The sequence below is a fragment of the Streptomyces sp. NPDC001068 genome, from assembly GCF_042897315.1.
GTDB lineage: Bacteria > Actinomycetota > Actinomycetes > Streptomycetales > Streptomycetaceae > Streptomyces.
Genome location: NZ_JBIAYD010000002.1, coordinates 532,167 through 545,402 on the forward strand (window position 1 = coordinate 532,167; position 13,236 = coordinate 545,402).

Annotated in this window: 7 protein-coding genes; 4 read left to right on the plus strand and 3 right to left on the minus strand. The window is 71.8% G+C overall.

From position 1 onward, the window contains the following. The first annotated feature begins 105 nt into the window (after positions 1-105). On the plus strand, positions 106-1,611 hold the full coding sequence (locus ACFY3I_RS07545) for a multicopper oxidase family protein (RefSeq protein ID WP_390859797.1): 1,506 nt from the start codon (positions 106-108) through the stop codon (positions 1,609-1,611). Here ACFY3I_RS07545 and ACFY3I_RS07550 read toward each other — a convergent pair whose 3' ends face one another. Continuing rightward, on the minus strand, positions 1,612-4,095 hold the full coding sequence (locus ACFY3I_RS07550; RefSeq protein ID WP_390859798.1) for a SpoIIE family protein phosphatase: 2,484 nt from the start codon (positions 4,093-4,095) through the stop codon (positions 1,612-1,614). It abuts the gene before it with no gap. A gap of 215 nt (positions 4,096-4,310) precedes the next feature. Between ACFY3I_RS07550 and ACFY3I_RS07555 the strand changes: the two genes are divergently transcribed. Beyond that, positions 4,311-6,395, plus strand: a complete 2,085-nt coding sequence (locus ACFY3I_RS07555) for a SpoIIE family protein phosphatase (RefSeq protein ID WP_390859799.1) — start codon at positions 4,311-4,313, stop codon at positions 6,393-6,395. A gap of 10 nt (positions 6,396-6,405) precedes the next feature. On the opposite strand, the gene ACFY3I_RS07560 is transcribed toward ACFY3I_RS07555, so the two are convergent. After that, on the minus strand, positions 6,406-8,067 hold the full coding sequence (locus ACFY3I_RS07560; RefSeq protein WP_390859800.1) for a tetratricopeptide repeat protein: 1,662 nt from the start codon (positions 8,065-8,067) through the stop codon (positions 6,406-6,408). A gap of 251 nt (positions 8,068-8,318) precedes the next feature. On the opposite strand from ACFY3I_RS07560, the gene ACFY3I_RS07565 reads away from it, so the two are divergent. Then, positions 8,319-9,533 carry a PP2C family protein-serine/threonine phosphatase gene (locus ACFY3I_RS07565; protein ID WP_390859801.1) on the plus strand — a complete coding sequence of 405 codons (1,215 nt, stop codon included), beginning with the start codon at positions 8,319-8,321 and terminating at the stop codon, positions 9,531-9,533. Between the two features lie 200 nt (positions 9,534-9,733). Then, positions 9,734-11,893: an MMPL family transporter gene (locus tag ACFY3I_RS07570; protein WP_390859802.1), complete on the plus strand. Its 2,160-nt coding sequence runs from the start codon at positions 9,734-9,736 to the stop codon at positions 11,891-11,893. A gap of 100 nt (positions 11,894-11,993) precedes the next feature. On the opposite strand, the gene ACFY3I_RS07575 is transcribed toward ACFY3I_RS07570, so the two are convergent. Then, positions 11,994-13,145 carry a glutathione-independent formaldehyde dehydrogenase gene (locus tag ACFY3I_RS07575; protein WP_365287099.1) on the minus strand — a complete coding sequence of 384 codons (1,152 nt, stop codon included), beginning with the start codon at positions 13,143-13,145 and terminating at the stop codon, positions 11,994-11,996. Positions 13,146-13,236: the final 91 nt, after the last annotated feature.

A 13,236-nucleotide genomic window follows, 5' to 3' on the forward strand; every position in this document is an offset into this window, starting at 1 on the left:
GCCCTCGTACATTTCCGGCTGACGGGCCGCCGGCCGGACCGTCGTGACGTCGACACCCCCGGGCGTGACACCGCCGCCCGGTCACCCGGCTCCCCTTGGAGAGATGTGACCCGGTCCCGCATCCGTGCCACGCTGGCCTGGCCGGTCGCCGGCCTGCTCCTGACCACCGGCTGGCTCGCCGGGTGCGGGGACCGGACCGCGACGGGGGACGCCGCCGCCACCCGCAGCCCCGCGGCGGACGCCGGTCACCGCGACGCGGCGGACGCCGGTCGCCGCGACGCGGACGGTCACCGGCTGCAGGACCCCCCGGAGCTGGTCAGCCGCGACGGCGTCCTGAGGGCCGCCATCGTGGTGGAGCGCCGCAAGGTCCGGGTCGGTGACCACCGGTTGTACGCCACCACGTACAACGGGGCCTACATGCCGCCCACGTTGCGGGTGCGTCCCGGCGACCGCATCGACCTCACCATGACCAACCGGATCGCGGACGACACCAACCTGCACACGCACGGCCTGCACGTCTCACCGCGCTCCCCCTCCGACGACGTGTTCGTCGCCATCAGGTACAACCAGTCGTACCACTACGTGTACCAGGTGCCGGTCAACCATCCGACCGGCACCTTCTGGTACCACTCGCACGCGGACATGATGTCCGCGCCGCAGGTCGCCGGGGGCGAGTCGGGCGTCATCGTGGTCGAGGGCCTCCAGCGGCACCTGCCGCCTGCCCTGCGCGGCATCACCGAGCACACGATCGCGCTCAAGGACTTCCAGATCGAGGGCGACGCGATCAGGACGCACCCGCTCAGCATCGGCGCGCCCACGAACCGGACCGTCAACGGCCAGCAGAACCCGGTGATCGGCATCCGGCCGGGCGAGACCCAGCTGTGGCGGCTCGCCAACATCGGGGCCAACATCTACTACAAGCTGCACCTGCCGGGCTCCCGCTTCCGGGTGATCGCCCAGGACGGCATCCCGGTCCGCAGGGCCTACGACGCGGACACCCTGCTGATCGCGGCCGGGGCCCGCTTCGACGTCCTCGTCCAGGGCGGCCGGCCCGGCACCACCCGGCTGGAGACCCTCGCGTACGACACCGGCCCGGCCGGCAACAAACTGCCCCGGGCCGACCTCGCCACCGTCGTCAGCAGCGGTACGCCCGTGCGCCGCGCCACCCTGCCGACCGCCGTCGCCGCCCACGAGGACCTGAGCCACGCCAGGATCACTGCCCGCAAGACCGTCGTCTTCACGGAGAACAAGGCGGGCACGCAGTTCTTCATCAACGACCGGAAGTACAATCCCGGCCGGACCGACTTCACCGGCACCCTCGGCACCGTCGAGGAGTGGACCATTCGCAACGACACCGACGAGACCCACTCCTTCCACATCCACACCAACGACTTCCAGCTGATGAGCACCGACGGGAAGCCGCACGACCCCGCGCACGCCTGGTACGACACCATCGACGTGCCCGTGCGGGGCCGGGCGGTGATCCGGGTCCACTACACGGACTTCACCGGGAAGACCGTGCTGCACTGCCACATCCTCAACCACGAGGACATGGGCATGATGGCGGTCCTGGACATCGTCGCTCCCGACGGGGACTCCCCCGGCAAGTGATCAGCCGCGTCCGGACCGGTCCGACGGGATCTCCTGCTCGGCCCAGATGATCTTTCCCTCGCCGGTGTGGCGGGCGCCCCAGCGGTGGGCGAGCTGGGCCACCAGGAAGAGGCCGCGGCCGCCCTCGTCCGTGCTGCGGGCGTGCCGCAGGCGCGGGGCGGTGCTGCTGGCGTCGGCGACCTCGCAGGTCAGCCGGGAGTCCCTCAACAGCTTGAGCCGGATGGGTGGTTCGGCGTAGCGGATGGCGTTGGTGACGAGTTCGCTGACGATGAGTTCGGTGGTCACCGCGAGCTCGTCGTAGCCCCACTCGGCCACCTGCCGGGCCGCCCGGGCCCGGAGGTCGGCGACGGCGGCCGGGTCCACGGGCACGTCCCAGGACACCACGTGGTCGGCGCCCAGGGCGTGGGTGCGGGTCAGGAGCAGGGCGATGTCGTCGGACTGGGGCACCGGGACCAGTTGCTGCACGGTGGCCGTGCACAGCGTGGCGAGGTCGGCGCCGGGGTCGGCGAGCGCGGCGCGCAGCCTGGCCATGCCGCGTTCCACGTCCTGGTCCGCGCCTTCGATGAGGCCGTCGGTGTACAGGCCGAGGAGACTGTTCTCGGCCAGTTCGATCTCGGTGGCCTCGAAGGCCATGCCGCCGAGCCCGAGCGGCGGTCCGGCGGGCAGTTCGGCGAACCAGGCCCGCCCGTCGGGGGCCACGACGACCGGCGGCGGGTGACCGGCCCGGGCCATCGAACACCGCCGGGTCACCGGATCGTAGACCGCGTACAGGCAGGTCGCGCCGACGAAGGTGGCTGTGCTGTCCCGGGACACCGCGCTCCCGCTCTCCTCGTCGCCCAGGCGCAGCACCAGGTCGTCGAGGTGTGCCAGGAGTTCGTCGGGAGGCAGTTCCATGTCGGCGAGGGTCTGGACCGCGGTGCGCAGCCGGCCCATGCTCGCCGCGGCGGCGAGGCCGTGACCGACCACGTCGCCCACGACCAGGCCGACCCGGGCGCCGGACAGCGGGATGACGTCGAACCAGTCGCCGCCGACACCGTCCGCGGCGTCCGCCGGCAGGTAGGAGGAGGCCACCTCCAGGGCCGTACCGCCCGTCAGGGCCTGGGGCAGCAGACTCCGCTGGAGGGTGACGGCGGCCCGGTGCTCCCTCGTGTAGCGGCGGGCGTTGTCGACGCAGACTGCGGCGCGCGCGACCAGTTCCTCGGCGAGCAGGACGTCGTCGGGCTGGAAGGAGACCGGGTTGATGGAGCGGGCGAACGTGGTGAGGCCGAGGGCGGTCCTGCGGGCCCGCATCGGCACCGCGATGAGCGAGTGGAGTCCGAACTCGCTTATGCGTGCGGTTCGTTCGGGCTGTTCGGCGAGCCACAGCGCGTCCTGCGGGTCGAGTTCGGGGATGAGGACCGGCTCCCCGTTGATGAGCAGGTCGATGCCGTGCGCCGGGGGCAGGAAGTCCACCGGGTCGCCGATGTGCGCCAGGGCCTCGGGGCTGCCGTCGCGGACGCTGCGCAGCGCGGCCCGGCGCATCACGGGCCCGGCGGGTGCCTGAGGGGAGTCGCCCAGCCAGGTGCCGTGGTCCTCGGTGCTGAGGACCGGCTCCAGGAGGTCGACGACGACGAAGTCGGCGAAGCGCGGGACGGCGAAGTCGGCGAGTTCCTGGGCGGTGCGCAGCACGTCGAGGGTGGTCCCGATCCTGGTGGCGGACTCGTTGACCAGCGAAAGCCGCTGCCGCGCGTTCCACCGTTCGGTGACGTCGGCGACCATGTAGCAGACGCCGGTCACCGAGTCGCCGGCGTCGACGAGCGGGAAGAAGGAGGTGGAGAAGGCGCGTTGTCTGCGCGGGTCGGCCCAGCTCCACCCGAGGTACTCGTATTCGGTGACCGGCTCGCGGGTGGCGAGCACCTTGCGCATCAGTCCCTCGATGGTGGTCGCCTGCAGCCCGGGCAGCAGTTCGCTCAGCCGGTGGCCCAGACGCTGTTCGCGGGGCACTCCGCCGAAGCGTTCCAGGGTGTCGTTGATCCACACGTAGCGCAGCTCCGGGTCCATCACGGCCATGCCGATCGGCGAACGGGTCAGGAACCCGTCGAGGACGGACTGCCCCATCGCCCACTGCGGCCGTCGTTCCCGGCCGGAGAGCAGGAAGCACTCGTGTCCTTCGATGTGGAAGGCGGCGGAGACCCGCAGATCCACGTCGAGGGTGCGGCCGTCGCGGTGCCGTAGTGGGACCAGTCCGCTCCAGCCCATGCCGGAGCGGCAGCGCTCGGCGACGCCGGCGGCCCGTGCCGGGTCGACGCGCATGGCGAGCAGCCGGGTCGCGGGACGGCCCACCACCTCGGCGGCCGGGCGCCCGAGCAGGGCCTCGGCACCCGGTGTCCAGCCGAGCACGACGCCCTCGGACGAGAGCACCGCCGCCGCGTCGCTGGAGGCGTCGAGGAGATCGCGCGAGCCCACGAAGGGCGGCGCGTCGCGTTCTTCTCGCGGAGAATCCATTGGCTACATCCTCTACGCACCCCCATGTTCCTGCTTGTCCAGCGGGTGGTCCCCGCCGGACGGGCAGGCGCGCACCGCTCTCGCCGGGGCGCCGGCCGGGAGCCCCGCACGGATCGGGGTACTCGCCCCGGGTCGGCACGGAAGGGCGTGCCGGGGCAGCATGGAAGTGCCGGAGCAGCGCTGTCGGCCCGCCGGCCGGTGGAGGTGGTGGAGGCATGGCTGTGGGATTCCTGCCACCGGGCGGCCCGGACGGGCCCGGCGGTGACGAGTGCATCCCCGGCGGGACGCGTCCGACCGGTCTGCTGGACGTGCTGAGCGTGGCGGCGGTGGCCCTGGACTCACAGGGCCGGATCGTGTTCTGGACCCCGCAGGCGGAGGAGCTCTTCGGCTACACGGCCGAGGACGCCCTCGGCCAGAACGCGGCGCGGCTGCTCGTGGACCCCGAGCATCTCAAGGCCACGGTGAACATGTTCATGGAGGTGCTGGAGACGGGCCGCAGCTGGGCCGGCGCCTTCCCGATCCGGCGCAAGGACGGCGCCGGCCGCCTGATGGAGTTCCGCACCATGCGGCTGCTGGACGACCACGGTGACGTGTACGCGCTCGGCATCGTGGCCGATCACTCCATGCTCCAGCGGGTGGAGACCGACCTGGCGCTGTGCGAGCGGCTGATCAACCAGTCCCCGATCGGGCTGGCCCTGCTCGACCCGGAGCTGCGTTACCTGCTGGTGAACCCCGCGCTGGAGCGGATCGACGGTGTTCCCGCCGGCGAGCACATCGGCCGCCCGCTGCGGGACACCCTGGCGCTGCCCGACATCGACAGCGTCGAGTCGGCGCTGCGCCAGGTGCTCACCACCGGCACTCCGCTCCTCGACCAGTACCACGTGGGCCGGCCGCCGACCGATCCGGAGCACGAACACGCCTGGTCGCTGTCGTTCTACCGGCTGGAGGATCCCGGCGGCCGGGTCCTGGGCGCGGCGACCTCGGTCGTCGACGTCACCGAGCGGCACCGGGCGGCCGCCGAGGCCGACCGGGCCCGGCGGAGGCTCGCCCTGATCGCGGACGCCTCGGCGCGGGTGGGCACCTCGCTGGAGGTGGAGCGCACGGCGCACGAGCTGGCCGAGATCGCCACCCCGGTCCTCGCGGACGTGGTCGCCGTCGACGTGCTGGACTCGGCACTGGCCCTGCGGCGCTCCCGCCGGCCGGAGAACGGGCCGGAGCTGTTCCGCGCCCTCGCCCTGAAGGCGGACCATCCCTCGGTCGCGCTGCGGGCCGCCGACCCGCCGGGCGACCTCGCGGCCTACGGGGGCGACCGGCTGGTCACGCTGTGTGTGCACACCGGGCGCCCGGTCCTGGTCCCGCACGTCGGCGCGCACGACCTGCCCCGCATCGCCCGCAACGCCGAGGCGGGCGAACTGCTGGCGCAGGCCGGCGTGCACTCCTATCTCGCGGTGCCGTTGATCGCCCACGGTGAGGTGCTCGGCGCCCTCGACCTCAAGCGCACCCGCAATCCGGTGCCCTTCGACCAGGACGACGTCGTGCTCGCCGCCGAACTGGCCGGGCGGGCGGCCGTGGCCATCGACAACGCCCGCTGGTTCCAGAGCGTCCGCAACACCGCCCTCACCCTCCAGCGCAGTCTGCTCCCCGACCACCCGCCGCACCACACGGGCCTGGAGCTGGCCTCCCGCTACCAGCCCGCGCAGGCCACCAGTGAGGTCGGCGGGGACTGGTACGACGTGATCCCGCTGTCGCAGGACCGGACCGCGCTGGTCGTCGGCGACGTGATGGGCAACGGCATCGACGCTGCCGCCACCATGGGCAGGCTGCGCACCGCCACCTGCGCCTACGCGGACCTGGAGCTGCCCCCGGCCGCGGTGCTCCAGCACCTGGACAAGATCACCTGCGATCTGGAGCACTACATCGTCACCTGCCTCTACGCGGTGTACGACCCGGCGCTGCACCGCTGCGAGATCGCCAACGCCGGCCACATGCCGCCGGCGCTGGCGTGCTCGGGACGGGCGGCGACCCTGCTGGACCTGCCGCCGGCCGCTCCGCTCGGCGTCGGCGGTGTCCCCTTCGAGACCAGCACCGTCGATCTCGCCGCGGGCGACCTGCTGGTGCTGTACACCGACGGCCTCGTGGAGACCCGCCGCCATCCCATAGACGACCGCCTCGCGGTGCTGCTCGGCTTCCTGGACGAGCCGCACCGGCCCCTGGAGGAGACCTGCGACCTGCTCCTGCACGGCCTGCGCCATCCGGACGACCACGACGACGTGGCCCTGCTGATCGCGCGGACGCTGTGAGCGGACGCCGCTACGGCGTCGCGCAGCAGTCGGTGCGGCAGAAGCAGGACGCGCTGACCGGTACGTCCGCGGTGGCGGCGGCGATCTTCAGCTGCTGGGCGACGATCCGGGCCTCGCCGTCCCTGCCGAGCCGCCGCAGGCACTCGTGGAAGCCGTGCAGGGCCCAGACGTTCCCCGGGTGCTGCGACGGCCGGGGCAGGGTGTCGTCCAGGCCGAGGTCGGCCCGGTAGACCGCCTCGGCCTCCTCGACCCGGCCGCGTTCCAGGAGCAGGGCGCCCAGGGCGTGCCGGGTGGGCTGCATCCATCCCCAGGGTTCGTCGTAGGGGAGGCCGTCGTCCAGGGCGACCGAACGGCGCAGGTGCGCGAAGGCTGTGTCGAAGTCGCCCTTTCGGTAGGCGAGTTCACCGTCCAGCATGGCGGCGGCGATGGCCAGGATGTCGGCGCAGGTGTTGTTGAACAGCATCCGGGTCGAGGGGACGGCGGCGGCCGCCTCCCGGAATCGGACGCGGTCCGCCTCGGCCTCGGCGATCCGGCCGGTGGCGGAGTGGGCGACACCGCGCGCGTAGTGCAGCATCGCTGTGGTCACGCAGTACAGCCGGGGATCGGCGGGCGGCGGCAGTCGCAGGATGTCGTCCCAGCGGCCGAACCGGACCAGGACGTGCACCCGCATCGCCAGGAAGCCCTCCAGCCAGTCGGCCATCGGCGGACTCGGCACCCGGAGCAGCTCCTCCGGTACGGCGGCCTCCAGCCGTTCGGCCGTGGCCAGGGCGTCCTGGAAGCGGCCCAGGAACATCGCGCCGTAGATCCGGAAGTGGAGGTTGTGGCAGCGGTAGAGGGTGTAGAAGTTCATCGCGCCGGCGCGGGCGTGGTACTTCTCGTCGGCGGCGACGGCCGCGGCGTTGTCGGTGAGCACCCGGCGGTAGTCACCGCAGAGGACCTCCAGGTGCGAGGGCATGTGCTGGAGGTGCCCGGCGTCGGGGACGAGGTCGCGCAGCAGGTCGGCGACGGGCAGGGCCGCCTCGGGCGTGGGCGACATCTCCATCAGGTGGATGTGGAGGTGCAGCAGGCCGGGGTGGCGGGTGCCCTCCCCGGTGCCGAGGGCCCGCTCCAGGACGGCCGCGGCCTCCGGCGTCCGGGCGCCCTCGGCGGGCCGGCCGGCGCGGATGTCCCAGAGCTGCCAGGGGGTGAGGTTCATCATCGCGTCGGCGTACAGGGCGGCCACGTCGAGGTCGTCGGGGGCCAGTTCGTACACGTCGCGCATGCTGTCCGCGTAGGCCGTATTCCACACCGAGCAGGCCTCCGCGTCCGGGGCGGTGGCACGCGGGTAGCGGGCGCGCAAGGCCTCGACCAGGGCGCGTTCCACGGGGGTCGCGTGGGCGGCCTTGACGTGGGCGCGTTCCACCGCGGCGTGCGTGCGCTCCACGGTGTGCGCCAGTTCCTCCGGGTCGAAGAAGTCCCAGGGCTTGTTGTAGTTGGGGCCGAGGGCGTAGGCGACGCCCCAGTCGGCCATTGCGCACTCCGGGTCCGCCGCGCCCGCCGCCTCGAAGCAGCGGACGGCCTCCTCGTGGTTGAAGGCGTAGGTCCAGATCAGTCCCCGGTCGAACCACGTCTGCGCCTCGGGGAACGAGGTCGTCACGCGCCGGCTGTGACTGCCCAGGTCGTAGTAGTCCACGCCGACGAACCTAGCGGCGGCGGGCGCGGCGCGGATCCCCGTTCATCCGAACTCGTGAGCAGGGCGCGGCGGTTGACGGCCCGTCTCGGCGCCCGTCGCGCCGCCCGTCGCGGCGTTCTCCGTGATCGCCGGTCCCGGGTCACGGTCCGCCGGTACGGGAACATGCCGCCGGGTGGAGCAATCCCCGGTGTGGCGGGCGGCCGCCCGCGAGGCTGGGAGTCTTGTCGAGATTCGTATGCCAGGAGCCACCGGTGAGGCACGACGGTCGCACTGCAGCACTGCCCGCGCCCCCCGCGTGGATGCGCTGGCTGCCGCTGCTGTATGTCATCGGCGTGCTGCTCATCGAGCCGGTCACCCCCGTGCAGTGGCCGGTGAGCTTCGCGCTGATCGCCCTCCCCGTGGTGACCGCGTTCGCGCACCCGCCGGCCGTGGTCGCCGGTGCCACCGCCTTCGGCATCGGCCTCGAACTTTTACTGGCCGGCACCCCGTGCTGCGCGGGCCGCCCCGTCGGCTACGTCTGGGAGCGGCACTACGTCGCCGCCTACGCGTGCACGGCGCTGGTGGGGGCCCTCGGCACGATTCTGGCCGCGCACCGGATCCGCCGGGAACGCACCCTGGCCGACGTCCGCTTCGTCGCCGAGATCGCGCAGCGCGTCCTGCTGCGACCCGTTCCGCACCGGATCGGGAATCTGCTGCTGGAGAGCTTCTACCTGTCCGCCGCCGCGGAGGCGCGGATCGGCGGCGACCTCTACGAGGCCGTACCGACCGCGTACGGGGTGCGGCTGCTCATCGGTGACGTCCGCGGCAAGGGGCTGCTCGCGGTGGAGACCGCGGCGGCCATGCTGGGCGCGTTCCGGGAGGCCGCGCACGACGAACCCGACCTCAAGGCCCTGGTGGACCGGGTGGACATCAGCATGACGCGCCGGGCCTACCAGCTCGGCGGCAGCGAGACCGCCGAACGGTTCGTCACCGCCGTCTTCGCCGAGGTCCACGACGGCGAGCGCACGGTCCGCGTCCTCAACTGCGGCCATCCGCCGCCGCTGCTGATCCGCCCCGGCGAGGTGAGCGAGCTGGACCGGGGGCGGTCGGGACCGCCGCTGAATCTCGGCATGCTCGTCGGGGACCCGTACCACGTGGACACCTATGCCTTCGGCCCCGGCGACCAACTGCTGCTCTACACCGACGGGGTCACCGAGACCCGCGCCCCGGACGGTTCCTTCTACCCGCTGCTCCAGCGGCTGCGTTCGTGGGGGCCGATGCCGCCGCCGGAGCTGCTCGACCGGCTCCACCAGGACCTGCAGACGTACAGCGGCGACCAGTTGCAGGACGACACCGCGGCGCTCACCGCCTTCCTGCTGCCCGCGGACGCGGCCGGCACGCCGGACGAGGGCGACGACGAGACCGATGACGGCGACGGTGACGACCGGCCGGGCGCCGAGGGACCCGGCGACCGGGACACGAGCTGACCGGGTGCGCCCCGCCGCCAGCGCGCGGTGGTCGTGGCGGTGCCGGAAACCCGGTGGACTCACCTCCACCCGCGCTCCCTACCATATGACCGCAAGACAACTATGCGACCGGTCCTTCGGATGCGGGCCGGTCGGGGTCGCCGATGCCAGGGTCCGCTCCCCGGGCTGCGGTGATCTTCCTACCCAGGAGGACCTTCCGCATGTTCCGACGTATTGGCACTGCCGTCGTACGACATCCCGTCTGGACGATCGTGGCATGGCTGATCGCGGCGGTGGCGATCGTCGCCACCGCCCCGAGCCTGCCCTCGAACAGCGACGAGAGCAGTTTCCTGCCCAGGAGTTACGAGTCGATCCAAGCGGCCGATCTCCAGCAGAAGGCGTTCCCCAGCGCCTTCACGCCGTCCGCGATCGCGCTGTACCAGCGCAGCGACGGCGGCAAGCTGAGCGAGGCCGATCTCAAGGACGTCGCCCGGATCACCACCGAACTGGGCGACAAGCACATCGACCAGGTGCAGAAGGTCGTCCCCGGCCCGCCGTCCAAGGACGGCAGGTACACCCTGACCCTGGTGCAGATGGACAGCAAGAAGGCCGGCCAGCCCGTGCAGGCGGACGCGGCCAAGGTGCTGCGCGACGACGTCAAACAGCTGGCCAAGGGCACGGACCTGGAGGTCAGGCTGGGCGGCTCGGCGGCGCAGGCCCTGGACCAGCAGGACTCGTCCAAGCGCGGTGAGGCGCTGATCGGCATCGGCACCTTCGTGATCATCCTGGTCACCCTGCTGATCATCTTCCGGGCCCCGATCCTGGCGTTCCTGCCCCTGCTGGTGATCGGCGTGGTGTCGGCCATCGCCAACGGGCTGATCGCGTACGCCACCAAGCTGTTCGGCCTGCAGGCCAACAGTTCCGTCTCGTCGATCCTGATCGTGGTGCTCTTCGGCGTCGGCACGGACTACTTCCTGTTCCTGATGTTCCGTTACCGCGAACGGCTGCGCGCGGGTGACGAGCCGAAGCAGGCCATGATCAACGCGGTCGACCGGGTCGGCGAGGCCATCGCCTCGGCGGCCGGCGCGGTGATCATCGCCTTCCTCGCGCTGGTGCTGTCCACGCTGGGCTTCCTGAAGCAGATGGGTCCGGCGCTGGCCATCTCGGTCACGGTCACCCTGATCGCGGGGCTCACCCTGATCCCGGCGGTGGTCTCGCTCATCGGCCCGAAGGTGTTCTGGCCCTCGAAGTCCTGGCAGCGTGAGCCGTCCAACGCGCGGTTCGCGGCGCTGGGCCGTGGCGTGCAGCGCCGACCGGCACTGACCGCCGCGGTCTCCGGACTGGTCCTGGTCGTGCTGTCGCTCGGCATGCTCGACTTCAAGGCCACGTTCGACCTGGCGTCGGGCTCGATGCCCAAGACCAAGGAGTCCATGGTCGTCCAGGACCAGATGCAGACGGCGTACTCGGCGGGTGCCGCCGCGCCCACCGACGTCTACCTCTCCAGCGGTGACGGCAAGCCGCTGGACAGGTCCGGGTTCACCGCCTACGCCGACGAGCTCGGCGCGGTGGACGGCGTCGCGAACGCCCGGTTGAGCCAGGTCAACAAGGCCGGCACCACCGCGGACTTCACGGTCACGCTCAAGTACGAGGCGTCCACGGACAAGGCGATCGACGCCGTGGGCCGGGTACGGGACGTCGCGCACGCGAGCGCCCCCGCCGGGACCGAGGCCGTCGTGGGCGGCATGTCCTCGATCTACAAGGACATCGACTCCGCGGTCAACCACGACTACCGGACCGTGTTCCCCGTGGCCGCGCTGCTGATCATGGTGATCTTGGGGCTGCTGCTGCGCAGCGTGGTCGCCCCCTGGTACCTGATCGCCTCCGTCGGGCTGGGCTTCGGTGCCACGCTCGGTGCCACGGTCTGGATCTTCCAGGAGGCGCAGAACAAGCCCGGCCTGATGTTCATGCTCCCGGTGATCATGTACCTCTTCGTGGTCGCCATCGGCACGGACTACAACATCCTGATGATCGCCCGGCTCCGCGAGGAGGCCCGCGAGGGCCGTGAGCCGCGCGAGGCGGCCGGGATGGCGCTGCGGCACGCCGGACCCACGGTGGCCGCGGCCGGCTTCATCCTGGCGGCGACCTTCGCCACGATGATGCTGGCGGGCAACGCGCTCCTCACGGAGATGGGCTTCGCGGTCTCCTTCGGCATCGCGGTCGCCGCGTTCGTCATGGCGATGTTCTTCACCCCGAGCCTGACCGCGCTCATCGGTCACGCCGCGTGGTGGCCGGGTCACGCCGACCGGGCGGAGCCGGGTGCCGACACCGGCGCCTCCGCCACCGCGGACGACGAGTACCAGGCCGCGGGGCGGCCCGGCTAGCCGCGCCGGGACATCCCCGGGGGCTGCCGGACCGGTGCGGTCCGGCAGCCCCATTCCGTGCCCGCGACCGCCGCCGGGCGGGGCGGGTGGTGCCGTGCCGCTACGCCGCGAGGGCGTGGCCCGGATGCAGGACCACCTTGGTGTAGCCCTCGATCCGCTGGTCGAACTTCTGGTACGCGCCCGGTGCGTCCTCCAGCGGCAGTTCGTGGGAGACCACGAAGCTCGGCTTGGCCCGCCCCGCGATGATCAGGTCGCGCAACTGGCGGTTGTACTGCTTGACGTTGCACTGGCCGGTGCCCATCCGCTGCCCCTTTTCGAACATCCTGCCGATGGAGACCAGCAGCTGGCCGTGCTTGGCGTGCTCGTCGGGTCCGCCCGGGTCGGACGGTACGTACAGGCCCGGAATGCCGAGCATGCCGGTCGGCCGGACCGTCTCCACGAGGGTGTTGAGGACGACGGCGGGTTCCTCGTGGCTGGCGTCGGGCGACTGGGCCTGGTAGCCGACGGCGTCGACGCCCTTGTCGGTGCCCTCACCGCCGGTCTGTGCCTTGATCTGCTCGGCCGGTTCGCCCTTGGAGAAGTCGATCGGTATCGCACCGATCTGCTCGGCCTTGGCGAGCCGCTCGGGCACCCGGTCGACCACGAACACCTTGGCGGCGCCGCGCAGCAGCGCGGAGTACGCGGCCATCAGTCCGACCGGGCCCGCCCCGAAGACGGCGACGCTCTCGCCCGGCGTCACCTGGGCCAGTTCGCAGCCGTGATAGCCGGTCGGGAAGATGTCGGCGAGGAGCACGAAGTCGGTCTCGAACTCCTCGCCCGGCGGCAGCTTCAGGCAGTTGAAGTCGGCGAACGGCACCCGCAGCAGTTCCGCCTGCCCGCCCTCGTAGGGGCCCATGGCCACATAGCCGTAGGCTCCGCCGGCGAAGCCGGGATTGACCGTGAGGCAGAAGCCGGTCTTGCCGGCCAGGCAGTTCTTGCAGAATCCGCAGGCGACGTTGAAGGGCATGACCACGCGGTCGCCCTGGGACAACGAGGTCACACCGGAGCCGATCTCCTCGACTATCCCGAGGTTCTCGTGTCCGAAGACGATGCCCGACTCGGCGGCCGTGCGGCCCTCGTACATGTGCAGGTCGGAGCCGCAGATGGCGGTCGACGTGACGCGTACCAGCACGTCGTTCGGGTGCTCGATGCGTGGGTCCTCGACGTCCCTGACAGCGACGCTGAAGGGCTTCTCGTACACAACGGCTTTCACTGGTTCACCTCCGCGTCGAGCGCCGGGACACGACGACGGACCGCACAGACCGAGGCTCTGGCCAGGAAAAACATGTCGAGACCGTGCCCCC